This is a genomic window from Mycobacterium sp. 1245801.1, from assembly GCF_001673055.1.
Lineage (GTDB): Bacteria > Actinomycetota > Actinomycetes > Mycobacteriales > Mycobacteriaceae > Mycobacterium > Mycobacterium europaeum_A.
Map to the genome: position 1 here is coordinate 1 of NZ_LZKY01000170.1, position 24,705 is coordinate 24,705.

26 protein-coding genes are annotated in these 24,705 nt (G+C 66.1%); 11 read left to right on the forward strand and 15 right to left on the reverse strand.

The window, feature by feature from the left end; translation table 11 throughout:
* Positions 1 to 294 (forward strand): hypothetical protein (locus A5622_RS30100; RefSeq protein ID WP_232002931.1); only part of this gene is annotated, 294 nt, incomplete at its 5' end.
* 178 nt (positions 295 to 472) lie between these two features.
* On the opposite strand, the gene A5622_RS10650 is transcribed toward A5622_RS30100, so the two are convergent.
* A complete protein-coding gene (locus tag A5622_RS10650) occupies positions 473 to 931 on the reverse strand; it encodes a MarR family winged helix-turn-helix transcriptional regulator (protein WP_066865281.1) in 459 nt (152 codons plus the stop codon).
* 63 nt (positions 932 to 994) lie between these two features.
* On the opposite strand from A5622_RS10650, the gene A5622_RS10655 reads away from it, so the two are divergent.
* Positions 995 to 1,363, forward strand: coding sequence for a VOC family protein (locus A5622_RS10655; protein ID WP_066878382.1), 369 nt, complete (start codon positions 995 to 997; stop codon positions 1,361 to 1,363).
* Between the two features lie 160 nt (positions 1,364 to 1,523).
* On the opposite strand, the gene A5622_RS10660 is transcribed toward A5622_RS10655, so the two are convergent.
* Both A5622_RS10660 and A5622_RS10665 read right to left on the reverse strand, forming a co-directional pair.
* Positions 1,524 to 1,712: a hypothetical protein gene (locus A5622_RS10660; RefSeq protein ID WP_066878384.1), complete on the reverse strand. Its 189-nt coding sequence runs from the start codon at positions 1,710 to 1,712 to the stop codon at positions 1,524 to 1,526.
* 170 nt (positions 1,713 to 1,882) lie between these two features.
* A complete protein-coding gene (locus A5622_RS10665) occupies positions 1,883 to 2,602 on the reverse strand; it encodes a TetR/AcrR family transcriptional regulator (protein WP_066865272.1) in 720 nt (239 codons plus the stop codon).
* 112 nt (positions 2,603 to 2,714) lie between these two features.
* On the opposite strand from A5622_RS10665, the gene A5622_RS10670 reads away from it, so the two are divergent.
* Genes A5622_RS10670 through A5622_RS10685 form a run of 4 tightly spaced genes read left to right on the forward strand, consistent with a single transcriptional unit; the run spans position 2,715 to position 7,586 of the window.
* The gene (locus tag A5622_RS10670) at positions 2,715 to 3,857 is read left to right on the forward strand and encodes a VOC family protein (protein WP_066878386.1); all 1,143 of its coding nucleotides are present in this window, start codon (positions 2,715 to 2,717) and stop codon (positions 3,855 to 3,857) included.
* Positions 3,854 to 4,792: a fumarylacetoacetate hydrolase family protein gene (locus A5622_RS10675; protein ID WP_066878387.1), complete on the forward strand. Its 939-nt coding sequence runs from the start codon at positions 3,854 to 3,856 to the stop codon at positions 4,790 to 4,792. Before A5622_RS10670 ends, A5622_RS10675 begins: the two co-directional genes overlap by 4 nt.
* Positions 4,789 to 6,366 (forward strand): bifunctional 3-(3-hydroxy-phenyl)propionate/3-hydroxycinnamic acid hydroxylase, encoded by a 1,578-nt coding sequence (locus A5622_RS10680; protein ID WP_066878389.1) that lies wholly within the window; start codon positions 4,789 to 4,791, stop codon positions 6,364 to 6,366. The genes A5622_RS10675 and A5622_RS10680 overlap by 4 nt, the downstream gene beginning before the upstream one ends.
* A 17-nt stretch (positions 6,367 to 6,383) precedes the next feature.
* Positions 6,384 to 7,586 carry a cytochrome P450 gene (locus A5622_RS10685; protein ID WP_066878391.1) on the forward strand — a complete coding sequence of 401 codons (1,203 nt, stop codon included), beginning with the start codon at positions 6,384 to 6,386 and terminating at the stop codon, positions 7,584 to 7,586.
* Positions 7,587 to 7,921: 335 nt separating this feature from the next.
* On the opposite strand, the gene A5622_RS10690 is transcribed toward A5622_RS10685, so the two are convergent.
* From A5622_RS10690 to A5622_RS10715, 6 genes are all read right to left on the reverse strand, one after another.
* Positions 7,922 to 10,810 (reverse strand): RND family transporter, encoded by a 2,889-nt coding sequence (locus A5622_RS10690; RefSeq protein ID WP_156752921.1) that lies wholly within the window; start codon positions 10,808 to 10,810, stop codon positions 7,922 to 7,924.
* Between the two features lie 8 nt (positions 10,811 to 10,818).
* On the reverse strand, positions 10,819 to 11,289 hold the full coding sequence (locus A5622_RS10695; RefSeq protein WP_304441480.1) for an MmpS family transport accessory protein: 471 nt from the start codon (positions 11,287 to 11,289) through the stop codon (positions 10,819 to 10,821).
* Positions 11,290 to 11,699: 410 nt separating this feature from the next.
* Positions 11,700 to 12,365, reverse strand: coding sequence for a TetR/AcrR family transcriptional regulator (locus A5622_RS10700; protein WP_231997999.1), 666 nt, complete (start codon positions 12,363 to 12,365; stop codon positions 11,700 to 11,702).
* A gap of 72 nt (positions 12,366 to 12,437) precedes the next feature.
* On the reverse strand, positions 12,438 to 12,821 hold the full coding sequence (locus A5622_RS10705; protein ID WP_066878397.1) for a DUF4267 domain-containing protein: 384 nt from the start codon (positions 12,819 to 12,821) through the stop codon (positions 12,438 to 12,440).
* 22 nt (positions 12,822 to 12,843) lie between these two features.
* Positions 12,844 to 13,158, reverse strand: coding sequence for an NIPSNAP family protein (locus tag A5622_RS10710; protein WP_066878399.1), 315 nt, complete (start codon positions 13,156 to 13,158; stop codon positions 12,844 to 12,846).
* A gap of 54 nt (positions 13,159 to 13,212) precedes the next feature.
* Entirely contained in the window at positions 13,213 to 13,689 is a 477-nt protein-coding gene (locus A5622_RS10715; RefSeq protein WP_066878402.1) for a DUF1772 domain-containing protein, read from the reverse strand.
* A 100-nt stretch (positions 13,690 to 13,789) separates the two neighbouring features.
* Between A5622_RS10715 and A5622_RS10720 the strand changes: the two genes are divergently transcribed.
* Positions 13,790 to 14,380: a TetR/AcrR family transcriptional regulator gene (locus tag A5622_RS10720; RefSeq protein WP_066878404.1), complete on the forward strand. Its 591-nt coding sequence runs from the start codon at positions 13,790 to 13,792 to the stop codon at positions 14,378 to 14,380.
* 48 nt (positions 14,381 to 14,428) lie between these two features.
* On the opposite strand, the gene A5622_RS10725 is transcribed toward A5622_RS10720, so the two are convergent.
* Entirely contained in the window at positions 14,429 to 15,130 is a 702-nt protein-coding gene (locus A5622_RS10725; protein ID WP_066878406.1) for an SDR family NAD(P)-dependent oxidoreductase, read from the reverse strand.
* A 101-nt stretch (positions 15,131 to 15,231) separates the two neighbouring features.
* Between A5622_RS10725 and A5622_RS10730 the strand changes: the two genes are divergently transcribed.
* From A5622_RS10730 to A5622_RS10740, 3 genes are all read left to right on the forward strand, one after another.
* On the forward strand, positions 15,232 to 16,065 hold the full coding sequence (locus A5622_RS10730) for a helix-turn-helix transcriptional regulator (protein ID WP_066878408.1): 834 nt from the start codon (positions 15,232 to 15,234) through the stop codon (positions 16,063 to 16,065).
* Positions 16,066 to 16,253: 188 nt separating this feature from the next.
* Positions 16,254 to 17,198 carry an NADP-dependent oxidoreductase gene (locus tag A5622_RS10735; RefSeq protein WP_066878447.1) on the forward strand — a complete coding sequence of 315 codons (945 nt, stop codon included), beginning with the start codon at positions 16,254 to 16,256 and terminating at the stop codon, positions 17,196 to 17,198.
* Positions 17,199 to 17,411: 213 nt separating this feature from the next.
* A complete protein-coding gene (locus tag A5622_RS10740; RefSeq protein ID WP_066878410.1) occupies positions 17,412 to 17,909 on the forward strand; it encodes a MarR family winged helix-turn-helix transcriptional regulator in 498 nt (165 codons plus the stop codon).
* Here the strand turns inward: A5622_RS10740 and A5622_RS28110 are convergent.
* Positions 17,906 to 18,100, reverse strand: coding sequence for a hypothetical protein (locus tag A5622_RS28110; RefSeq protein WP_082994565.1), 195 nt, complete (start codon positions 18,098 to 18,100; stop codon positions 17,906 to 17,908). The two genes, A5622_RS10740 and A5622_RS28110, sit on opposite strands and share 4 nt — an antisense overlap.
* On the opposite strand from A5622_RS28110, the gene A5622_RS29105 reads away from it, so the two are divergent.
* Positions 18,093 to 18,230 (forward strand): hypothetical protein, encoded by a 138-nt coding sequence (locus A5622_RS29105; RefSeq protein WP_156752918.1) that lies wholly within the window; start codon positions 18,093 to 18,095, stop codon positions 18,228 to 18,230. The genes A5622_RS28110 and A5622_RS29105 overlap by 8 nt on opposite strands.
* A 16-nt stretch (positions 18,231 to 18,246) precedes the next feature.
* Here A5622_RS29105 and A5622_RS10750 read toward each other — a convergent pair whose 3' ends face one another.
* From A5622_RS10750 to A5622_RS10765, 4 genes are all read right to left on the reverse strand, one after another.
* Complete coding sequence (locus A5622_RS10750) at positions 18,247 to 19,620, reverse strand: PPE family protein (RefSeq protein WP_066878412.1); 1,374 nt, start codon at positions 19,618 to 19,620, stop codon at positions 18,247 to 18,249.
* A gap of 837 nt (positions 19,621 to 20,457) precedes the next feature.
* The gene (locus tag A5622_RS10755; RefSeq protein WP_066878414.1) at positions 20,458 to 21,705 is read right to left on the reverse strand and encodes a hypothetical protein; all 1,248 of its coding nucleotides are present in this window, start codon (positions 21,703 to 21,705) and stop codon (positions 20,458 to 20,460) included.
* Positions 21,705 to 23,045, reverse strand: coding sequence for a hypothetical protein (locus tag A5622_RS10760; protein ID WP_066878416.1), 1,341 nt, complete (start codon positions 23,043 to 23,045; stop codon positions 21,705 to 21,707). Before A5622_RS10760 ends, A5622_RS10755 begins: the two co-directional genes overlap by 1 nt.
* Positions 23,045 to 24,691 (reverse strand): ABC transporter permease, encoded by a 1,647-nt coding sequence (locus A5622_RS10765; RefSeq protein ID WP_066878418.1) that lies wholly within the window; start codon positions 24,689 to 24,691, stop codon positions 23,045 to 23,047. The genes A5622_RS10760 and A5622_RS10765 overlap by 1 nt, the downstream gene beginning before the upstream one ends.
* Positions 24,692 to 24,705 lie beyond the last annotated feature (14 nt).

Here is a 24,705-nt window from a genome sequence, read left to right on the forward strand (position 1 = left end):
GGTAACCGCATCCGACAAACCATTGGTACCCCTGGCCTGCCGGACACGGCCCTGTTCGAGCAGCAAGCGGCCGCCCTGTTGGCCCCCACGGACGTCATCAACCGGTCGTCAAAAAGAACGACGAGCACCTCGACCGGCTCACCCACGCGTCGGCGTTGCTCAGGTTCGCAGCGACTGAAATGTCGCGAGCTGCAGATCAATACGCGGGGAGGGCGGCCGCTTGCCGAAGTACAACCCGCCAGCCCATTCCCAGACCCGCTGGTTGGCCAGTCCATGCTGGGCAATCATGTTTAGATCATGTAGTTTTCGGCCCAATGAAGAGGATCGGTGCAGCGCGCCAGAACCAACCGTGTCGACAAGGAGTTGCACGGCGTCTCGACACGTCGTCCCCGTTATTCGGCTACGTCCGCCACGGATGATCGGGCGGCGGCGCCTGCGGACATTGCAGGCGCGTGGAGCGCAAATGAACGAGCTACGCGCCGTCTTTGCCGTCGCGCAGGGAATGGACCATGCTCTGCAAGATCCGGAACGCCTGTGACTGCTCGGCCTCGCTAAGGCCGGCCAGCATTCTGACCTCGACGGAACGGACCGCCGCCGACGCCTTCTCGAGGCTCCGTCGGCCGCGGGGTGTGAGCCGGGTCGGAAGGACCTTCCCGACGGGTGCCTCGGCGGGCCTGGTCACGAAGCCGTCTCGTTCCAGAGCCTGCAGCAGCACGTTCATCGACTGCCGTGTCACGAACGCGCCCCGGGCGAGCTCGGAGTTCGACAAGCCCGGGCGTTGAGCCAGCAACTCGAGGCACGAGTAGTGCGTCACGCTCATCCCGAGTGGCCGCAGCACCTCCTCCATGGCTGCGCGAAGTGCACTCGACGCCTCTTTCAGCACGTAACCCAGTGACGTCTCCAAGTCGACGCCCACACCGCCTTGACTCATGTCAGCATTCTGACATACAGTCACATATGTCAGAAAACTGACATACGTCGAAGGAGTTGCCTCATGCCTGTCACCGGTCCTGACTTCATCTCGCTCCAAGCGCGCGATCTCGCTGCGTCGCAGGCCTTCTACGAGCGATACCTCGGCCTCGTCCGATCGCAGGCCGGGCCTCCGCACGCCGTCGTGTTCGAGACGAAGCCGATCGCGTTCGCACTCCGCGACGTCATTCCGGGCACCGACCTCGCATCCGTTGCTCAGCCCGGCATCGGTACCGCGATCTGGCTCCACGCCAACGACGTCCAGGCCATCCACGATGCGCTCGTCGCCGATGGTCACACCATCGTCTCCGCGCCGATCGACGGCCCCTTCGGCCGGACATTCACCTTCGCCGACCCCGACGGCTACCATGTCACGCTCCACGACCGCGCCTGATCGAAAAGCGCCACCGGACGAAGTGCGTGAAGGGACAACGCTGTTCGCGATGCGCGAGCAGTTCACGTCTCGTAACAAGGCCTCGGTTCCGGCGATCAGGATTAAACACAGATCCGAGCGCGGCGTCCAGTAGCCGGCCGTTTTGGTGAATGCACTGAGGCTAGGAGGCCGCTCGCCGTAAACGTCGGACGTCGTGTTCGACGCAGCCGACGAGGTCGGCGGCTTCGGCGACCGACAGCTCCGGATTTAGTAAAATTTGCATTTCTTCGGCCGAGAATATCGGTTCGACATCCCACGGTGCGTGATCCCAGCCGGCGTCCGAAAAACCGGCAAACAGAGGGTCGCTCATGAAATTTCCTTGGATCAAGTGGGGACGGGCTCCTGCACGGTCCTGCGTCCCACGCGAAATGAAGAACTGCGGCTGCTGGCTGTGCCGCAGGAGTATGTACCGATGTTAACCGCGCGGGCGCGCGTTCGCAGCGCGAGAAGGTATCGGGGTCGCGCGGAGGCGAACGTGTTTCAGTGGGGGTCGATCGAGGCGGGTGTTATCGGGGTGGGCCAGTCGACGGGCGATTCGCGCAATGATGAGATGTCGGGCAGCGGCTTGCGGCACAGCGCGCTGGCCTGTTTGGGCGTCATGCCGAGCGTCCGCAGGAGGCGTTCGGTGACCGCGTCGACGGTGGCGTCGGTGTCACGTTCGGGACGCTCCCGCAGCAGCGTGGCCAGGCCGATGAACATGCCTCCGGCGATGGCCAAGCCCAGTTCGGGATCGCCGATTGTGAACCGTCCCTGGTCGATCGCCGCGGCGATGTCGCGTCGCGCCCGCGGCGACAGTCCGCGGTCGGACAGGATGAGCGAGTCTCCGTGCGCCAGCAGCAACGCAGCCTCCTGCGGGCGGTAACGGAACAGTCGCCCGCTCAGGCGGTAGTTGGCGGCAAAAGTTTCGGCTGGGTCCGAGATCGATCCGGTGAAGCCGTCGAGCAGGGCACCGAGGTCATCGAGGGCGTCGGTCACGGCCGCGGCGAACAGCTCCTCCTTGCTCGAGAAGTGGTTGTAGAAGGACCCCATGCCCACATCGGCGGCCTGGGTGATTTCCAGTATGGGAACGCTGAGTTTGCCCTGCGCGATAAACCCTTTCGCCGCCCGCACCAGAGCGTTGCGCGTGCGCATCTTGCGTCGTTCCAGGCGGTTGACCGGCGTGTTCGACGACTCAGCGGCATCGCGCTCGGGCATGTCCATGGGCCACAGGTTATCAGGTTCGGCTCAATCCTGAGGATATCGTCAGAACCCTTGACTGAGCATTCGTACGTATGTGACGATTTCGTCAGATCAAAGGCGAGGAGGGCAGCGCGTGGCACAGAGAGTGACGCCAGTGAGCGACGGGCACGCGGGTCTGCACAGCGACCAGGGCGCCTCGGGTGGCGAACATCCCGGCCGGTCGCGGGATCCCATCATTCGAGTGGCCGACATCGCCTGGCTCGAGTTCGACAAGCCCGACCTGGTCCGCGCGGAGGCCTTCGCCCGAGCTTTCGGGTTCGGCATCGCCCTACGCGAGCCCCAGCAGCTGCATCTGCGCGGCACCAACGCCGGCTCGGCATGCGTCGTACTGCGACGCGGGCAGCGCACCCGATTCGCCGGACTCGCGCTGCGCGCGGCCGACGAGGTCGACCTGGTCCGTCTGGCGGACAAAACCGGCGCCTCGCTGCAGCCGCTCCCGGAATCGATCGGCGGCGTGGCGGTGCATCTGACCGATCCCAGCGGCATGGCGGTCAAGGTCGTCGCCGGTCTCCACGAGCTGCCGGCCCAACCCGCTCAGGCCCCGCAGGTCGTCAACACCGGGCCCGCTGATGCCCGGATCAATGCCGCCGTGCGGCCGCCTCGCGTACCCGCCCGCGTGCAACGCCTCGGTCACGTCGTACTGCAGTCCACCACCTACCTGCGCACACTCAACTGGTATCTGGACACCTTCGGGATGATCGTCAGCGACTTCCTGTTCTTCCCCGGCCAGCGCGCCCGCGGCCCGGCAATGAGTTTTATCCGCTGCGACCGCGGCACCACCCCGACCGACCACCACACCCTCGCCCTGGCACTCGGACCGGCCAACCGCTACATCCACTCCGCCTACGAAGTCAGCGATCTCGACGCGCTGGCCGCCGGCGGCGAATACCTGCGTGAACGCGGCTACCACCGGTCCTGGGGAATCGGTCGCCACATCCAGGGCAGCCAACTGTTCGACTACTGGCGCGACCCGGACGGCTTCCTGGTCGAACACTTCACCGACGGCGACATGTTCGACAACACCCTCGCACCCGGCTGGGCCCCCTTCACCGCATCCGGCCTGGCGCAGTGGGGACCACCGGCGACCAAAGACTTCCTCGACGCCGACCCCCGCGCGGCCCGCCACCAGGTGGCCGCGATGGTCAACGCCCTGCGCGCGGACAACGAATTCGACCTCAACCGGCTCATCGGATTACTGAAAGTAGCGGTCTCGTGACCATTTCCGTCCTCCGCACCGCCGACGGCTGGTGGGTGCAAAGCCCCACCGGCGCCGCCCGCATCAACACCAGCGCCGCCACCACAGCCGAACTCCTCGCCGACAGAGCCGCGATCGACGCGGCGGCCGCCACCGCCGGCACCGTCGCCCTCGACGAACTGCAACTGCTGTCCCCGGTGACCACCCCATGCCGCGTCGTCGCCCAGATGACCAACTTCGAATCCCACGTCATCGATTCCGGTATGGACCCAAAGACGGTGCCGCTGACCTTCTTTCGGAAGTCCTCAGCGTCCATCACCGGGCCCTTCGGCGAGATCGTCCGCCCGCCACATGTGCAGCTGCTGGACTACGAGGTCGAAATCGGCTTGGTGATCGGGCGCGACATCCCGGTGGGCACCACCATCACCGACGCGAACCTGGCCGAGTACATCGCCGGTCTGACCATCACCAATGACGTGTCCGCCCGCGACATTCAGCTGCCGCAAACGCAGTTCTACGAAGCGAAGTCGTACCCCACCTTCACTCCGGTGGGGCCGGCGCTGGTGCTCGTCGACCCTACCGAGCTGACCCGATTCGGCGACCTGCGGCTGCGCCTGAGCGTCAGCGGTGAGGAACGCCAGAATTCCGTCGTCGACGGCGACATGCTCTACCGACCGCTACAAGCACTGCAATCGCTGACACGATTCCAAGACCTCGCGGCCGGCGACCTGATCCTCACCGGCACCCCGGCCGGCACCGCGCTGACCGCCCCGCCCAAGCCAATCGAGATCATCGGCAACCTGCTACCACCGGCCGTCAAGTGGAAAGCCTTCTTCTCCCGACAGGCGAAGAACCCGAAGTATCTGCAGCACGGCGACGTCGTCGAGGCCTCCATTGCCACCGACGACGGCGCCATCGATCTCGGCGCCCAACGGTTGGCGGTGCGCCACGCATGAGCGCCCCCAGTGGCGCGCCCGCCGAGCATGTCTCGGTGGCCATCGTGGGCGGCGGTCCCACCGGCATCACCGCGGCGACCTTGCTCGCGCAGTACGGGGTGGACACCCTGGTGCTGGACCGGTGGCCGCAGGTCTATCCGCAGCCGCGCGCCGTGCACCTCGATGATGAGGTCTACCGCATCCTGGCCCGGCTCGGCATCGCCGACGACTTCGCCGCGATCTCCCGTCCGGCCCGCGGTCTGCGCTTGGTGGACCGGAATCTGAAGGTACTGGCAGAATTCCGGCGCGATACACCGGTGACGCAGAACGGCTTTCCAGCGGCAAGCATGTTCGACCAACCCGAACTCGAGGAGTTGCTCCGCCGCAACCTCGCCCGTTTTCCGCACGCCCGATTCCGAGGTGACGTCGAGGTTCTCGGGGTGACCGCAAACGATGCGGCAGGTCCACTGCACCTGCGGATCCGCGACCGCATGACCAACCTCGAGTCGACACTCAGCGCCGACTACGTGCTGGGCTGCGACGGTGCCAACAGCACAGTGCGCGGCGCCATAGGCGCGTCGATGCGCAACCTCGAGTTCGACCAGCGCTGGCTGGTCGTCGACATCACCACCACCGCCGACCTGCAGCAGTGGGACGGCGTGCATCAGGTCTGCGACGGGCAGCGGGCCGGGACCTACATGCGTATCGGACCCACGAGGTACCGCTGGGAGTTCGCGCTGCTCGATCACGAATCGGTCGACGACTACGCCACCCTGGCCGCCCTGCGGCCGCTGATCGCCCCGTGGACGCGACACGTTGATGACGCGGACCTGCGCGTGATGCGGGCCGCCGAGTACACCTTCCGCGCTCAGATCGCCGACCGCTGGCGGCGTGGGAACATCTTTCTGCTCGGCGACGCGGCCCATCTCACCCCGCCGTTCATCGGTCAGGGCATGGGTGCCGGACTGCGCGACGCGATGAACTTGGCATGGAAGATCGCCGCCGTCCAGCGCGGAGGTCTCGCGCCCAGTGTGCTCGACAGCTACGAGGCCGAGCGACGGCCGCATGCCCGCGCCATGATCGCCTTGGCGCTCAACGTCGGACGCGCCATGACGTTCGGGGGCCGGCTCGGCGCGGCCGCCCGCGCCGTCGTGCTGCCCCGCGTGCACCTGGTGCCCGGGCTGCGGGCGAAGGTCACCGATTCGCAGACCCCGCCGCTGCGGTCCTCGACGCTGGTTCGGCGCACCCTGGCGACCCGCGGTATCACGGGGCGGCTCTGCCCAAACCCGTTTCTGGGCAACGGTTATCGGCTCGACGACGCATTGGGAACAGGCTTCGGCGTGATCACCACCGTCGAGCTGACCCCGTCGCAGCGGGACATCGTGGTGGCACGCGGTGCCCGCACGGTCCACGCCGCCGCCGGGTCCGAGCTGGCCCGCTGGCTGAACCGCCACCACGTCAAGGCCGCGGTGATCCGGCCCGACCGCACCGTCATGATCGCCGGCCGCAACCTCACCACCCTGTGCCGCGCTGTCCCGCTGTTCCTGGTCGACCGAGCGTCGGACATCTCGCAACGTATCGGCCCGGCCCACTAGGAATAGGAATCGTCCCCGTGTTTCGTCGCCCCTCTGCCGTACCGGTGTACCGGCCCAACATCTACACCCGCGCAGCGATTCTCGACCCCCACCCGCACTACCGTGCCTTGCGTGAACTTGGGCCCGTCGTTTGGCTGGCCCGTCACCGCCTCTACGCGCTGCCGCGCTACGCCGCATGCAAGGCCACCCTGCGCGACGACGGCCAGTTCCTGTCCGGACACGGGGTCGCAGCCAACCCGCTGGCCAACCGCCTCTCGCGCGGCACCACCCTCAACAGCGACGGCGCCGACCATGACCGGCGCCGAAAACTCCTCGCGCACCGCATGATGCCTCGCGCCCTGCGCGCGCTCGGCGACGACGTCGACGCCCAGGCCCGCTCCATCGTCGAGGACGCCCTGCGCCGGGAACAGGTGGACGCGGTCGCCGATCTCGCCACGGCCCTACCGCTGGCCGTCGTGCCCGATCTGGTGGGGTGGCCGCGCGATCAACGAGCCCGCTTACTCGATTGGGGCGCAGCCACATTCGACATCCTGGGACCGGCGAACCTGCAGGCGCTTAAAGCCGTACCGCGCAGCCTGCAGATGCTGTGCTTCGCGCGCCGCGTCGTACGCGACCGCAACGTGTTACCCGGCAGCATGGCCCATGAACTCCTGACCGCTGTCGACGAGGGCAATCTCGCCGTCGACGAAGTGCCGCCGCTGATGATCGATTACATCGCCCCGTCGCTGGACACCACCATCAGCGCTATCTCGAATGCCATCTACCTGTTCGCCCGGCGTCCCGACCAGTGGGAACTGCTCAAAAGTGATCGCTCTTTGATCCCCAACGCCGTCAACGAAGTCGTGCGCTACGAGTCCCCGCTTCGCGCGTTCACTCGAAAGGCCGTGCACAGCACGGAGATCGAGGGTGTGCCCATCGCTGCTGGCGCCCGGCTGCTAGTCATTTACGCCTCAGCCAACCGTGACGAACGCGAGTGGGATGCTCCCGACGTTTTCGACATCCGCAACGACGCCGGACGCCACGTCGGGTTCGGCAACGGTACGCACGCCTGCGCCGGCCAAGCCCTCGCGCGGCTCGAGACCACCGCAATGCTCAAAGCCCTCACCGAGAGCGTCGAGCGCATCGAGATAGTCGCGGAGCCAACCTGGGCGATCAACAACATCATCCATCGACACGACCACCTGCCGGTGCGGCTGATCGCGGTCTCAACCCGGCGGTGACGCCTCAGACTTCCCACTGATTCACGTCGTGACATCGAGCGCGGCGCGCACGATGCTGTCTGCGTCGATGCCGTGGTACCGGTACACCGCGTCGAGGTCGCCCGGCTGTCGAAAGTGTTTACTCCTGACGATTTTAAGGCGCACCCGAGATGGTGGCCGGGAAGTCGAGGGTCTGGGGAAGCCCACCGGTACCACTGGATTCAGTGCGGTGAATTTTCGGTGTGGTGCATGCTGAATCAGCCGCCCACCAAAGCTTCTTCATCTAACCAGTGGGTGGTCCCGAAATGACCCGCTTCTCAGTCAGCCCGGGGGTCACCTGCGTGGTGCGGGGCTGCTCATACTTTTTGCATCTCCTTGGACTCGTGATGCAGCGGTTGCGGCCATGGTTGGGCAAGGGGTCGGGGCCGCACGCGGCGTGGCCACCAGAACCACCTGCCCAGCAAGGCTGCCAGGGAGGGCGTCATCAGCGAGCGGACAATCAGAGTGTCGAAGAGCAGGCCGAGACCGATGGTGGTCCCGACTTGTCCGATCACGATGAGTCTGCTTATGGCCATGGACATCATCGTGAAGGCGAAGACCAGGCCGGCGGAGGTGACCACGGAACCGGTGCCGACCATGGCGCGGATGATGCCGGTGTTGAGCCCAGCGTGGATTTCCTCCTTCATCCGCGAGACCAGTAGCAAGTTGTAGTCGGATCCCACGGCCAACAGGATGATGACCGTCATCGGCAGCACCATCCAGTGCAGGGGAATGCCGATGATGTGTTGCCACAGCAGCACTGAGAGCCCAAACGACGCGGACAGGCTCAACACCACGGTTCCCACGATGACCGCCGCGGCAGCCACGGCCCGGGTCAAGATCACCATGATGATGAAGATCAAGATCAGTGCGGCGACCGCGACGATGAGCAGGTCGTAGTTGGCGCCCTTCTGCATGTCGGTGTACATGGCTGCGCTTCCACCGAGGTAGATCCTTGATCCCTCCAACGGTGTCCCTTTGATAGCGTCTGCTGCCGCGATTTTGAGCGGCGCCGTGCGCGACGTGCCTTCCTCTGTCAACGGGTCGCCTTGGTGAATGATGGTGAACCGCACGGCATGGCCGTCCGGGGACAAGAACAGCTTCACGCCGCGTTTGAAGTCGGCGTTGTCGAATGCTTCGGGCGGCAGGTAGAAGGAGTCGTCGTTTTTGGCCTCGTCGAACGCCTGGCCCATGGCTGTGGCGTTGTCCTGCAAGGCCATGGTTTGGTCTTGCTGGGCTTTCTGGGCCTGAAACTGGTTGAGCATCATCTGTTTCTGATTTTTCATCGACGCGATCATGGGCGGCATCAGGGCCACCATCTGCGGCATCAACGCGTCCATGCGGTCAAGGTCGGGAACCAGATCGGAGAGGTCGTCGGACATGGTGCTGATGCCGTCCAGGGCGTCGAACACCGACCGCAGCGACCAGCAGACCGGGATATCGAAGCAATGCTTTTCCCAGTAGAAGTAGCTGCGGATCGGGCGCCAGACATCTTCGAAATCGGCCATGTGATCGCGTAAGTCCTGTACGTCCCCGCTGGTCTTCTTCATCTTGGTGGCCATGTTGTGGGTGACGCCGGCCAATTGCTGGGTGATGGCCTGCATTTTCTCCATCGAGTCGATGCTGACCTGCATGTCGTCGGCCTGTTTGAGGGTGTTTTGCAGGACGGTCTGTTGGTAGTCGTTATTCATCACCTGGCCGGTGCTGTTCATGCTGATGTTGTAGGGGATCGAGGTGTGTTGGATCGGCCGTCCCTCGGGCCGCGTAATGGTTTGCACCTGGGCGATACCGTGCACCCGCACAAGGGCTTTGGCGATCTTGTCGATCACCAGGAAACTGGCCGGGTTACGCAAATCGTGATCGGCTTCGACCATCAACAGATCGGGATTCATCTTCGCTTGGGAGAAGTGGCGATCCGCGGCCGCATAGCCGACGTTCGCCGGGACACTAGCGGGTAGATAGATGCGGTCGTTGTAGGTGGTGTGGTAGCCGGGCAGCGTCAGCAAGCCGACCAGCGCAATCAGGATCGCGCAGATCAGGATGGCGCCGGGCCAGCGCACCGTCGCCGCACCGATACGCCGCCATCCCCGTGGCTGGGTCATGTGTTTGGGATCGAGAACCCGGCCAAAGCGACTGGCCACCGCGATAAGCGCCGGCCCGAGTGTCAACGCCGCAGCGACCACGATCGTCATGCCGATCGCCAAAGGTATTCCCATGGTCTGGAAGTACGGCAGACGGGTGAAGCGCAAGCAGAAGGCCGCCCCGGCAATAGTCATTCCCGAAGCCAGCACGACGTGGGCCGTGCCGTGAAACATGCTGTAATAAGCGGCTTCTCGGTCCTCGCCCAGCCGACGCGCTTCTTGGTAGCGGCCGATCAGGAAGATGGCGTAGTCGGTGGCCGCGGCGATCGCCAGCGTCACTACCAGATTGGTCGCAAACGTCGTCAGGCCGAAAACCTTGAAATAGCCGAGGAAGGCCACCAATCCCCGAGCACCGGCCAATTCCAGCAGCACCATCACCAACACGATGCCCACCGTGACCACCGATCGGTAGACGAGCAACAGCATCGTGATGATGACGGCAAAGGTGAGCAGCGTGATCACCTGCATGCTCTTGTCGCCGGTCTCGTTTTGATCGGCGCTCATTGCCGCAGGACCGGTCACATAGGCCTTGACGCCCGCCGGTGCGGGCACGCTGGCGATGACATGGCGCACCGCCTCCACCGACTCGTTGGCCAGTGCTTCTCCCTGATCTCCGGCGATGTAGACCTGCACGTAGGCGGCCTTGCCGTCGACGCTTTGTGCCGCAGCGGCGGTGAACGAATCACCCCAGAAATCCTGCACGTGCTGGATATGCTTCGGGTCAGCCCGCAGGTCGCGCACCACGCGGTCATAGAACTGGTGGGCGTCGGCACCCAGCGGTTTGTCGCCTTCGAGCACGATCATCACCGAGCTGCTCGTGTCGTACTCGTGAAACACCTTGCCCACCCGTTTGGTGGCGATCATCGACGGCGCATCATTGGGACTCATCGACACCGCGCGGGTCTTGCCGACAACCTCCAGTTGCGGCACAACGGTATTGAGAACCACGACCACGGCGACCCAGGCAAGGATGATCGGCACCGCCAGCACCCGAATCGTGCGCGGTATCCCAGGGCGCGACGCGTGGCGGGCGGCCGGGATGGGCTCGGTCTGGGTTTGGTCCATCAGGGCGCTCACGCCGACTTCACCAAGCAGAAGGTCATGGCATTCACCCCGGCCACCGATCGTTCGTCCCTGACCGCGCGATCAACGGTGATCCGACAAGCAATGGAGCTACCGTCGCCCTGGGCAAGCAGATTGGGCGTTGCCGCCGGTGCGGTGGTCTGCAGCGTCAACGACCACGGCAACACCACGTCCGGGGCGCGCTGCGGCTTCCCCTCGAGGTCGAGGTAATTGATGACCGCCCTGGCCGCAGAGCCGAACACCTCGTAGGTGACGACCTTGGGGTTGAAGTCCGCTGCGCTGTCAGAACTGTTGGGCGCCACCAGGATGGGGTTGGAGCCAAAGACCGCACGCAACTTCGTCACCGCGACGCCACCGACCGCGACTGCCACCACGATGAGCAGCGGCAGCCACACCCGCCGCACGAGTCCGACCGTCGCATTCATCGCCGGCACCCGGCGCGTGATTCGCCGTGCGCCCATCGCCTCGCACCGCGGTGTTCGGGCGGGGTCACGCTCGGGCCCGACGGGATGGTGTGAACGCGAGTCGCATCGGAAAAGGCAATCAACTGCGGGCCTTTCGGCGAAAATGCGGCCAGCGCGAAGTGGATGACCGACGACGACGTGGGGGAGTAAGAGGTAACCTAACCGCCTAAGTGGATGAAGTCAATCCGCTTCTGTGGGACGGTGGTCACATCGGCTCGCGGGGTCGACACCTCGACCGGCGTGCGCTTCGGCACCGGGTTCCAATCTGCACGGTTGAGTCGGCGTTCTCGGGATCCGTTGGCGCTCATGGGCACGACGCTGCCGGCAACGGAGGTAAGGCTCATATGCCGTGGATGACTAGGGCTCGCCCGTCATGCGCGCTCGGAGACGATCGGTCGGGTGCCTGGTCAGCTAGACGCTGCGGGATACCAGGTGCGCATCGCGGCGTCGAGCTGTTCGTCGTCGAGCGCTTCGACGGTCAACGGTTTCTGTCCCCTGCGGTGGCGGAGACCGTCGAGGAGGATCGCCACATATCGCCGCCACAGTTCCGGCTCGATATGGCCGGCGTACTCGCTGACCGTACCCGCGATCAGGCCCAAGAACGGCATGTCGTTAGGTGAGATGTCCGGGCGCAAATAGCCGTCGTCCTTGGCCCGCTCAACGAGTTTCGTCACCGTAGGGGTTAGCCGCAGCCGCGAAGCCTCGACGCGGTCACCCCCGTAAGCCTTGCTGAATACGGCTTCCCGCAACCCCCGGTCGGTTGCGGTGAGCTCGCATAACTGCTGCACGAACCACACAAACCCTCGCCACGAGTTCTTTTCTTGCAGCGCGGACTCGGCGAGCGCCGTGATCTGATCGATGCCATCTTCAAAGATCGCCTCGACCAGCTCGTCTTTGGTGGCAAATCGCCGATAAACGGTGCCCACTCCGACACCGGCGTGGTGCGCGACGTCATTGAGGGTCGCCTCGAGCCCTCTCGACGCGAAGAGGTCTCGGGCAGCCTCAACCACCCGCTGGCGATTGCGCTCAGCGTCCTTCCGCAGCGGGCGGCACGGCCCGCACCCCGACGGCACGTCGCTCAGTGTAATCTTCGGCATACTCCAGCGAAACGGATGTGAAATATCCGCTCCGGGGGGCGCTCCTGCCTACGCAATGATCAAGAGCGCAGAAGTGATGAGCATGACGGCGGCGGTGACGCCGTGGACTCCCCAGGCGACCGACCTCGAGCCGCCGTGGCGCAGCACGATCGACGCGTCAGCCAGCGGAATGATGGTGGCGGCCAGCATCACCCAGCCCACCAGGTGGGTTGCGCCCGCGGCCAACAGGATGATGACGAACAATCCGGAGGCGATGTCACGTATGCCCTTGACGCTCAAGTAGGCGCCAGCGGACGGCTGGTCCAGATCTGGCAGCACACCGTAGCCGGCGGCGGCGACACGGGGCGAGACCAGGAATCGCGCGCCGATGAAGACGATGCCCGCGGCTAGCAGTCCGGCCAGGATGCAGCCGATGGTCGTGGTGATGGACATGTAGCGGACTCCCGGGTTTGCGTCAGTGGATTGGTGAAAACGGTGTCGGATCAAGCAGTATCGTCTGGACACCGACGATGTCGCCGACGTCGAAGCCGCCCATGTCGGCAGCGAATTCGGAACCGGTCATGATCTGCCGCGTGAGTTGTTCAGGGTCGGCCCCCGCTGGGTAGCCGATAAGTGTGATGAGGCGAGATGCGCCGCTGCGCTCGGTCCACACGCCATGGGTAGTGACACCGGACGACGCGAATGTCCTCAAGTGGCGGGCCCAGTGAACCGTTGCGTATTGGGCGAGAGCCTCGGGTGATCGCAGGGTGTAGACCCTGAGCTGAAACATCGAATTCAGCGCTCCTTCAATCTATTTCGCCTTTGCCGCGGCTATGCGGGTGCTTTAGAACATCAGCGCCACGCACAGGGCGCTCACCGCCAGACCCTGTAGCACGGCGCGGGGGCCGATGATGCTGTCCCACTTGGCTTGCAGCGCACGCCCGTTCGGCAGGTCCTGGCCGGTATCGGCGGCCGCGGTCAATTGTCGATTGATGGGGGCGCTCACCCGCGTGTAGAGGACGATCCAGACCAACAGCGCGATCAGGGCGGCGGCCGCGGCGATCGCCTGTGGCCAATGCGCGGCCACCGCTGCGAGCGCCGCGGTTGCCGCGGTGGCCAGAACGCCGAGTACCCCCGGCACCGGCATTCGCCGGTCTCCGTATCGATGCACGCTTCCTGTCACCGCAACCAGGGCACGATCGTCGACCGCGGCCAGGGCCGGTCGCAGCACCATCGCGCAGAACACATCGGTGCCGTAGACCACCGCGGTGCCGAGCAGTGCGGCCAGGGCGGCGGCGCGGGCGATCAAGTCCGAGGTCATGTCAAAACTCCGCTCCGTGGTAGGTGTTAGCAACGCTAACCCTTGTGCTCTAACCGTGTCAAGAGCAGCGCTAGCAGTTCTAGCCGTGCTATCGTTCGGCATGGGCATCGAGGACCGCCGGGAGCGGGAGCGTGCCGCGCGCCGGCGGCTGATTGTCACGACGGCTCGCAAGCTGGCCGAGGCCGACGGCTGGGATGCCGTCACGACCCGTCGGCTGTCCACCGAGATCGAGTACAGCCAGCCGGTGTTGTACAAGCACTTCACCGGCATGGAGCAAATCGCTGAGGCCGTCGCCATCGACGGCTTCGGCGAACTCGCCGACGTCATTCGAGCCGCTCGCTCCGACGGCGGCTCGGACGCCGAAGCTCTGGGCCGAATCGCGCACGCCTACCTCGGCTTTGCCCGCGCCAACCCGGCGGTGTACGACGCGATGTTCACGCGCGCGACCACCCTGCGCTTCGCCGCGCCGGACACACCGCCGCAGTTGACGACGGCGTTCGATGAGCTGCGCCAAGCGGTTCGACTCGTGGCTGATGAGCATGACGCGGATACCCTCACCGAAGTGTTCTGGGCCGCGCTACACGGCCTGGTGATACTCAGTCGCACGGGTCGGTTGCGCCCAGACCACGACGCGGAGCGTCTCCAACTGCTGGTCAAGGAGTTCGCCGGCAGACACGAAACGCTCGACTAAGCAACGCGTCCGCGCCGTGCGCCTCGGCCGACGCTCTTCAAGCAGTCATCACCATGGCAGCGCACCGTCGCGGTTGACGAAGGTGCCGGTCGGACCGTCTGCGCCAAGCTGTGCCATGTGAACGATCGCCTCGGCGCCCTCGGCCACCGTCTGCGTACCGGTGTTGCCGTTGAGGTCCGTCTTCGTGAACCCGGGATCGACGGCGTTGATCCGGATGTGCGGGAACGCCTTGGCGTACTGCACGGTGACCATGTTCAGCGCCGCCTTCGACGCCGGGTAGGCCACGCCGGGATAGAAGTCCGCAGGGGCGGACGAGAGCAGGGTGAGCGACGCTAGGCCGCTGCTGACGTTGACCACCACCGGCGCGGCAGACCTCTGCAGCAGCGGTAAAAACGCGTGCAACATCCGGACCGTTCCAAAGACATTTGTCTCGAACGTCTTTCGCATCACGTCGGCGGTCACGTCCGCGGGACCGATCACCGCGTTGCCGTCGGCGCGTTCCTCGATCCCGGCGTTGTTGACCAAAACGTCGAGCCCGCCGGCGGACTCGATGGTCCGAACCGCGGCCTGCACCGACTCGTCGTCGGTGATGTCAAGCTGGATAGCGCGCGCGCCCACGGCGCCAGCGGCCAGGCGACCCCGTTCCGCGTCGCGGCTACCCAGGTACACGGTCTGTCCCAGCCCCACCAGGTGGCGAGCGGTTTCCAAGCCGATACCTTTGTTTGCTCCTGTGATGAGTGTCGTCGTCATGACCCCACGATGCGATGCGGCCACCCCCTAAGCCAGGAGTCCGATTTTCCTAGGACCGCCGATACCAGGACGGCTCAATCGAATAAGGGCAAAGTGGACGCATGGCGACGACGGAATTCGGGCTGGCGCTGCGCGCCTGGCGGGACAAAGTGGCTCCGGAAGCCGCCGGACTCTCCGGAGGGAGTCATCGGCGTGCCGCCGGCTTGCGTCGTGAAGAACTCGCGCAGCTGGCCGGAATCTCGGTCGACTACATAACCCGCTTGGAGCAGGGGCGTGCGGTCAATCCGTCGGAACAGGTCATCGAGGCTCTGGCCCGGGCGTTGAGGCTGTCCAGCGCGGATCGCATCCGCCTGTTCAACTTGGCCGGCCGGGTGCCGCCGGGGCAGGGCACGGTACCGGCCTATATTCCGCCGGGCGTGCAACGGATGCTCGACCGGCTACGGGAGACGCCGGTGGCCGTGTTCGACGCGGCGCTGACGCAGCTGATGGCCAGCCCGCTCTACGTCGCGCTCATGGGCGAGCATGTCGGCAAGGAGCGAAACGCGCTGTGGCGCAACTTTCTCGGTGCCCGCGGCCGGATACGACACACGCCGGAGTCGCTGCTTGACTTGCAAACCGCCCAAGTCGCGGCGGTGCGGGCAACGGCGCAACGCTATCCCGCCGACCAGGCCGTGCGACGGTTGATCGACGAGCTAAAGGCTGAGAGTGGCCTTTTCGCCGAGCTGTGGGATTCGTCCGCCGTGGTCAACTATCAGCTGGCGTCGCGTAAGACCATCGTCCACCCGCAGGTCGGCGCGATCACCCTGGATTGCGACATGCTGACTGTTCCCGGCGCCGACCTGACGATCATGCTCTACACCGCCGAACCCGGCACGGAGGACGCCGAGCGGCTGGCGCTGCTGGCGGTCATCGGCGCTCAATCGCTCGTCGGCTAGCTCGTCGGCGCCAAAGGCGCCACCTGGACGCGATCGAGCCCATCTACCCAACGGGTGCCATCGCCGATGCTTCAATCTCGAAGCATCGTGACGACGATCACAGGCGTCGCGGAAATCGCTTCGATGTCGAAGCGGTTGCTACTCACGTAGCTGCTTCGAATTCGAAGCAAATGACAAAGGAGAAGATCATGAAAGCCGTGCGATACCACCGTTATGGCATTAGCGACGTTCTGCAGTACGAGGAGGCCCCGCGACCGGTGCCAGGACCACAGCAGGTGCTGGTGAAGGTGGCCGCCACCTCGTTCAACCCGGTCGATGCCGGCATCCGCGGGGGATATCTGTCTGAGGTGTACAAAATCAGCTTCCCGCACGTCCCCGGCGTCGATGTGGCCGGGACGATCGTCGAAATCGGTGCGCAAGTGCAGGGGTGGAGAATCGGCGATGCGGTCGTGGCCTTTCTGCCGTTGGATGCCGATGGCGCTGCGGCCGATTACGCGCTCGCGCCGGTCGAGTCCGTGGCCGCCGCGCCGCGAACGGTGGCTCTCGCCGACGCGGCCGCGCTACCGGAGGCCGGATTGACCGCGTGGCAGGCGCTGTTCGAGATCGCCGGGCTGACCGCGGGGCAGACGGTCCTGATCAACGGTGCCTCCGGTGCGGTCGGCGGCTACGCAGTTCAGCTGGCCAAGCAGGCCGGAGCCGTCGTCACCGCGACCGCTAAGCCGCACGACGCCGACCGTCTGCGCGGCTATGGCGCCGACCGGATCGTCGACTACATCGACTACACGCACGCGCCGATCACCGTCGACGGAGCGCCATTCGACGTGGTACTCAATCTGGTCTCCACCACCCCAGAGCAGACCGAAGCCCTCATCCACGTCGTCGTCGACGGCGGTTTCCACGTCGGCACCATGGTTTCGGGGCCGGAAGACCCTGGCCGCGGCGTCCGCACGCAGCGGGTCTTCGTCCGCAGCGACGCTGAGCAGCTCGCACAACTGGTCGGCCGCGTCGACGCCGGGCAACTGCACATCGAGGTCGCCGACCGCCGCGGCCTGGATCAGGCCGCGGCCGTGCACGCCGAATCCGACGCCGGCCGGCTGCGCGGCAAGACCATCCTCCTGCCCGCCGAGCAGTAGACCGCTGGCGCAACCATTTAGCGCGGGCAGACCGGGGCTATGGTTCCGGTCTACCCGCATGCGCGCGGGGTCGCGGCCGCTCCCGACAGATGTCTGGTGAGAAGAGTTGTGCCGCCGTGTCTTTCACACTCGCTCGATGGTCGCCGCCGGGCGAAGGCTACCAGCGCGTAGCGAAACCCAGCCACTTCGATGTCGAAACATTAGAATCCAAGCATGGCCGAAGCCCTCAACCCCAATCAACTGCGGGCCTACTTCGCCCTGATGGAGGCGGTGAGCCTGCTGCAATATGCGGTGCGCGAACAGTTGCAGGCCGAAGGAGGACTGAGCTACGTGCAGTTCGAGATTTTGGCCAAGCTCGCTGACGCCCAACGGAAGCTCACCATGACCGAGTTGGCGGACGGCGTGGTGTACAGCCGTTCCGGCCTGACCCATCAGGCAGGGCTATTGGAAAAGCAGGGGCTCATCACTCGCGCGGTTTCCCCTGACGACCAGCGCGCCACGGTCGTGGACATCACCAAGAAGGGCCGGGCCCGTGTTGCCAAGGTCCTGCCCGGTCACATCCAGGTCGTGCGAGACCTGCTGTTCGACTCGCTGTCCGCCCGCGAGGTGCGAATCCTCGGCGACATGATGAGCAGTGCCCGCGACCATATGCGTGCTCGGCCGCCCCGCTCGGCCGCCCCACGCAATCGAGTCGCAAGAGGACACAGCTAGTGCGCGTTGGCAATCGCCTCCCGCATCCCCCGACGGACCTGTTGCCTCGCGACCGGACCATCGGTCGAAACGCTCTGGTCGCAGTTACAACTGAGGCCACCGAACGGATCGGGCTCACCGCCGACGCCCGGATCGGCGCCCGCCGTCGTCGCCACCCAAGCGCCGAACACCACGATCAGGGCGGTGCACATCACCGCTTTCATGCTGAAAGACAGCGGGTTTCGGTTCGGCGTGGAGCGCCGCGCGGTCTGGCGTGCTGTGGGCACGTTCATGGCGATTTCCTTTGCGGTCGAAGAGCTTATCCACCCTTTGACGATGTGATGACCGATTCGGTGCCCTAGCCGGCCACCGGCGAATGCGGAATCAGCGAGACGCGCATGCCGATGCGTTGAACGGCGCCCTCCGATTCGCGTCCGACCATGCCGCCGAATGGCAGCTTGGACACCGCGGTGCCGGGTGATGCCGCGGGAGTGACGGCCCAGCCGCCGGGCACGGCACCGCCGCCCAGCGCCGGCAGCGGGGCCACGGACGAAACCGTCGTCGCCCAACTCGGGGGTACGGACAAGGTGCTCAGCGCGCTGGCTTGGCCCACGCTCGCCGCGGCGCCCTGGCCCAGTCCCGCCAGCGGCTCGAGGCCTCCCACGCCGGCCGCGGCGCTGGTCCCTCCCATGCCGGCTATGCCCTGGGCGCCCTCGGCCCCCAGGATGGAACCGGCGCCCGCTTCGTCCAGTGCCAAGCCCTGGTAATCCAAATCGAGGCCGTAGAGGTCGATGCCGATTCCACCGCCGTCGGCGATCAGACCGGCGCCGTCGGCGCCGTATCCTGCCGCCTCGGAGGCCAGGCCCGCAGTGGCCCCGTCCGCCGCGGGTGCGGCGGCGAGCGCCGAGGCCAGGCCCGAGGCCGCGCCGGCACCGGTGCTCGCGCTCTTGGTCGCACCCTTGCCCGAGGCGCCGGTCAAACCCGACAGGGAACTGAGCGGTGCGGAGGCTCCCGACGACCCGAGCGACGCGCCCGTGCCCATTGCCGCCTGCGACAGACCGGTGCTCGAGGATGAGCCGGGGGTCGAGAGGCCCTGCAGAGTCTGGGGCACCGAAGAGGCCCACTGCGTCGCCGATGTGTGTGCGCTGCTACCGAATTGGGCCGTCGCGCGCGTGACGGTGCCGATGTGGCCGGCGAGGCCGCCCGGATTCGTCGTCTGCGGCGGCGTCGCAATCGGCGAAAGCCTCGACGCGGCAGCCGAATTGGCGGCGTAGGTGTACATCGCGGCGGCGTCCTGCGCCCACATCTCGCTGTACTCGGCCTCGGTCGCCATGATGACCGGCGTGTTCTGGCCGAAGATGTTGGTCTGGATTAATGCCAATAGCCGGGCGCGGTTGGCTGCGATCAGCGGAGGTGGCACTGTCATCGCGTAAGCGGTTTCGAACGCCACCGCGGCGGCCGTGGCCTGCGTCGCCGTTTGCCCACATTGCTCGGCGGTGGCGGCCATCCACGCCATGTAGGGCAGCACGGCGCCCGCCATCGACATCGACGCGGGCCCCGACCAGGACTCGCCGGTGAGGCCCGCGATCACGGCGTGGTAGCTTCCGGCGCCGTCCGCCAGCTCGGCGGCCAGCGACTCCCATCCTGCGGCGGCGGCCAGCAAGGTGGCGGGCCCGGGACCGAGGTACATCCGACCGGAGTTGATCTCTGGTGGCAATGCGCCAAAATCCATGTCTTTCCCTAACTTTTTGGTGCCTGGGTTGGCTGACCGTGCCGAGGCCATCGCGTCGCTGGACGTTGGTGGCGTCGCGCCCCACGTCGGGTCAGCAGATGAAGTAGCTGATTGAAAATCGCCGAAGCCGACGCGCAGAGGCGCCATGGTTGACGACGACGCCCGAGGTTCGCGGCGATTGAGGCAGATTGGCTTCGGCCGCGAAGATCGCATCGATGCAACTGCCGCGACTGCGGATCAGCCGACGTCAGGCAAGCGAAACCTGTTGACGGCTAACGCCGGACCTGCCGCGACGGCGTTGCCCGCGAGAGTCCGCCATGCATGATCAGCAGCGGGCGACGCAGAATCGAATCAGTAAATTCTGGTCAACTGAGCTGGGCGCCGGCGCACGAGCGGGCGGGTCGAGCCGCTGCTCGGAGCGGACAATCGTGACCATCGGGGGCGTCGCGGATCCGGGGGAGCGGGGCGTGGAAAACGCCAAAGTGGTTGGCCGATAGCGCTTTAGCCCGCCGCCTTTGAACGCCTTGTCGTCGTTCACGGTGGACCACACGCCAACGCGACGGACCGGTATCGAGTCGTTACTCAGCTGTGTGGGGCCGGAAACCGGGCTGGCCGCTGCCGCCACCGCCGGTGGCGCCGCTGCCGCGTCGATTGTCTTCTCGGTGCGCAAAGCCCCGCAACCGAGCACAACTGCGAGAAGGGCCAGCGCAGCAACGACGGCGGACGCAGCTTGTCGTCGTGACCAGCGTGACGGCTTTGTAACTCCGAAACTCACAGTGCCACTTACGTTACCAGCCGCGACGCGGCGGCTGCCACCGAGCCACGCCGTCGGTGGCGTCACATCATCCGGGGCCCGCCGAAACCCGGGACGGTGCCCACCGGGATCAACGCGAACGCGATCGAGAGCAGAATGAACAGTCGCAACGTTCTCGGGGTCATCGCCTGCTCGATTTCCGGTCGGCGGGCCGCGAAGAGAACGAACACGATCGCGACATCGAACCCTACGATCGTCAGCCAGCGAGTCCAGTCGTAACCGGTGAGGAATACCGGAATGACCAGCACCAGGCCCGCGATCACCCAGTTCATTCGCCCTTGCAGGGCAGCGACGAACGCGCGCAGCGGTACGCCCGAAACACCGCTGACTCCCCACAGCGTCACCGCCAGCGCGGCGGCGCCGAATAGCAAAGAGATTGTCAGGCCCAGTATTCCGATCTGACCGACGGCGCGGATGGCGTCCCCGATCCCGTGGTCGTAGTTCGGCAACACGTTGCGGCACACCCAGTCGTGATAATCGGTCCTGGGACTCTGGCCGTCGATGACGAAGCGCATCAGCGTTTGCGGCGACGTGACCGTGGCGAAGGGGTTGGGCATCACGCGATGCGGTACGGACGCACACAGTTGCGAGGCGATGTCGTGACGGCCGAATCCCGCCACGACGGCCGCGGCGATCACTCCCGGTGTCACGGCCAGGAGCACGCCCCGACGCTGGGTGGTTTCCAGCGCGCCGCCGAGAACGATGATCGCCAGCACGGCTCCCAACGCGTACTGCAGCCCATTCGCCTCGTGCACCAGGGTCAGCACCGCGATCGCGGCGCCGTAGGTTGCGCAGCAGCCCATCGCGATTGACCTGGTACGCGTGATGGCCAAGGCCGAGCTGAACAGCGCCAGGGCCGCCCCACCGAACAAGTCCGGCCGTGCCGAAAACGCCGCGAACGGTACACCGAAGGGCAGCAACGGAATCGCCATCGCCAGCAGGAGCCGGCGCTGCGAGCGATGGCGACTGAACGCCACCACGCCCGCGACCGCCGCCAGTCCGCACAGATAGATCCCCGTGGACAGCCACCGCAGGCCGAGGGAGGCCGCGAAATAATGTCCGGGGACCGAGCGAACCAATTCGCCGGCGAGGCCACGACGGACGAAGCCGTGCCGGTAATCGGCGGCGTAATAGGACATCCAGTACACGTCGAGCGGAACGACCTTGATCGCGAACCACAACACGACCGCCGACCATGCCGCGATCGCGGCGCCCACATACAGGATGTGGTTTCGCGTAAGCGGATTCGCCTCAACTTCCACGGCCACCATCAGCTGCGGCCCTCGTACACGGTGGTGGCGGACAACTGTAGATCCGCCAGCGCACCACACGCGAGCTCGCGGGCGGCGAAGGTGTCGCCGGAACCGCTCTGATAGGCGACGACGGTGAGAAACCGGCTGCCGTTGACCGTCCCTGTGCCGCAGAACAATTGGCCGTGTGCCTGTTCGATACGCGCCCGGGTGATGCCCTGCTCGGCGAGCCGCATGGAAAGCTCGGACGCGTCCCCGCCGTCGATGCGGCTGACGGCGGCGTCGAGGGCGCCCAGATTGGAACATCCCACCGGCAACTGACCAGACGACATCGCGATGCCTTCGGCGCGCCGGACCAGCCAGTGCGGCGTGAACGGGATGAGCGGCAACCCGGCGAGCATTTCGTTGGGCTGTTCTTCCAAGGACGTCAGCGCTGTCTTGACGTCGGTGCGCACCGCGGTCAGGTCGCCGGCCACCGCCGTGCCGTCGACCGTCACCGTGATGGAGGTCAGCGCGTTGGCCCGGTCGTCGTCGGCGGTCCGGTCGCTGACCGGAAGCACCACCGTCACCGAGTTCCCGTCGGGCAGCACTCTGCCCATCCGGTGCGCCAGCCGAGCGACGAACGCAACGAAGAGCGCGTTGCTGCTTCCATTGAGGCTGCGCGCCCGCGCTTCCCAAGCCGCAGCGTCGGTTTGGATTGTCACCGACGGCGCCGCGTTCGGGTCGTCGGTCGGCGTGAGCGCCTCCGGGTTCCGCGTGCGCGGCGAGGGCTGCTGGTTGGACGACACCCTGAGCAATATCAGCAGCGTCGCGATCAGCGCCCGGATCGCCGCCGGCAGCGCGATGACGGCATCGACAAGATCCTCGCCCACCGCGCGCCACCGCGCGCGTGAATTCGGCCGAGTGTAACCGAGATTGCGTTGTTCTCCCTTGACCGCTTCGGCAACGGCCGTAACCATGCCGAGCCCGTCGACAACGCAGTGCGAGGCCACCAGGGTGACCGCTGCGCCACCGTCGACCAGCGGCAGCACGCCGAGGTGAAACGTCGGGCCATGTTCGGGGTCCACCCGCACCTGGGCGCGCCGTTCGAGCCACGCGCCGATCTCGTGCCGCGGTTGCCGCGGCTCCCACGCGATGTCGGGCGAGCGGCCGTCGACCACCCAGCGATGACGCCCGAAGGGCAACGGCGAGCGCTCGATGCGCCGGCCGAGCAGGCCGGCACCCAGATTGTCCTTGAACGCCCGCAATTCGTCGATGTTCACGTCACGGTCGTAGACCCACGTGCATTGCACCGTGCTGCCTTGACCGGTGGCGCGCAGCCGAAGGAAAGCGGCCTGGTCCAACAGCGCCAGCCTGGTCACTAGCACCCCGCCTCGGCCGCGGCGCGATACCCGCGCACCGCCGCCGGCGCGAACACGGCGACCAGGACGCCACCCCACAGGCCCGCCTGCCACAGCGGCGACAGCACCGGTCCGCCCTCCGCGAGCGCGCGCATCGCCTCGATCGTCGGCGATATCGGCGAAAAACGCACCACGGGTTGCAGCCAGCCCGGAAACACCTCGGCCGGCGCCACACCGGTATTGAGGAACAACAGCACGACGCACCCCGCACCCAGCCACGTCACCATCGCCTTGCCGTCCGCGCGCGCCGCGATCGCGATGACCAACGTCGCCATGCCCGCCGAAATCGCCACGGGCACCAGCACGAAGGCCAGCATCGCCATCCAGCCATAGCTGAATCGCAGACCCAGCGCGATCCCGAAGACGGTGAGCACGACGGCGGACGTGGTGGTTCGGGCGGCCTCGGCGACCAGTCGCCCCGCCACGGTGCTGGCTCGATGCACTGGCTGCACCCACAGCCTGGTCAGCACACCGGACTCCCGCTCCGACGGCAGAGCCAAACCGGCGCCGAGGGTGCCGAACACGGCGCCGACCACCGCGCACATGGGTACCAGCCCGTACAGGCTGTCGTGTCCGGTGATGGCCAACACGGATTTGCCGACCAGCAGCTTGTAGATGATGAGCAGAAAGGTCGGAAACAACAGCGCCTGCACCGCGACGATCGGATCGCGCCGCCAGCGGCGCAGTAGCCGTCCCGCCTCCGACGCGCTTTGGCTGACGAAGGCCGTCAGCGGTGTCAGGCGTGAAATCCTCTGCCCTGCAGCGGTATTGACGGCAATCGCGGCCTGTTCGGCGCACGCATCGCCCGTCGGTAAGGCGTTCGGGCGGGGCTTGCGCACGAGCCGGCCGGCACCCGAACTCCCCGCGCCGACGCGTCCCTGCATGCGCACCGCGAGTCCACCGAACAGCGCCAGCAATCCGAGGCACCACGCCAGCGTCACCGCGAGCTCCCGGCCCGGAAGGTGACCGGCGGACAGAGCGCGCAGCGTCTCGGTGACCTGCGACACCGGTTGGTAGCGAATGAACGGTCCGATCCAGGCCGGAAAAGATTCCGCCGGAGCGATGCCGGTGGACAACAACACCAGGACCAGTTGGGGGAGCAGCAGTAATTGGCTCGACGACTCGACGGAGCCGACGCGCGAGCCCAAAGCGTCAGCGCCGAGACACACCGCCATCGCGAACGCCACGACGATGACCACGAACAGAACCGCGATGCCCGGGCCGCCCTGCATCCGGAAACCGAACGACCACCCGACCGCAACGGAAGCGACCAGCGCGATGATCGCGCGTATCAAGCAATACAGCATCCGTGCGCTCAGCGGCACCGCCGCTGGGACCGGCAGGGTGCGAAGCCGGGACCCGAAGCCGGACAACCGGTCTCGCGCGGCGCGGTCGGCTGTGGTCATCGCCCCGAACAGCATCGCCTGCACGATGACCACCGGAAGCACGTATTGCGGATAGGTCATCGGGCCGGTGCGGATGATGCCGCCCAGCACGAGGGTGAACCCCAAGAAGCAGCCCACCGGAGCCAGCGCCGCGAAGAGTAGGTCGGCATCGCGGCGCGATCCCGACATCGTGCGCAAAGTGAGTGCCACGAGGGCACTCATACCGAGACCTCCCG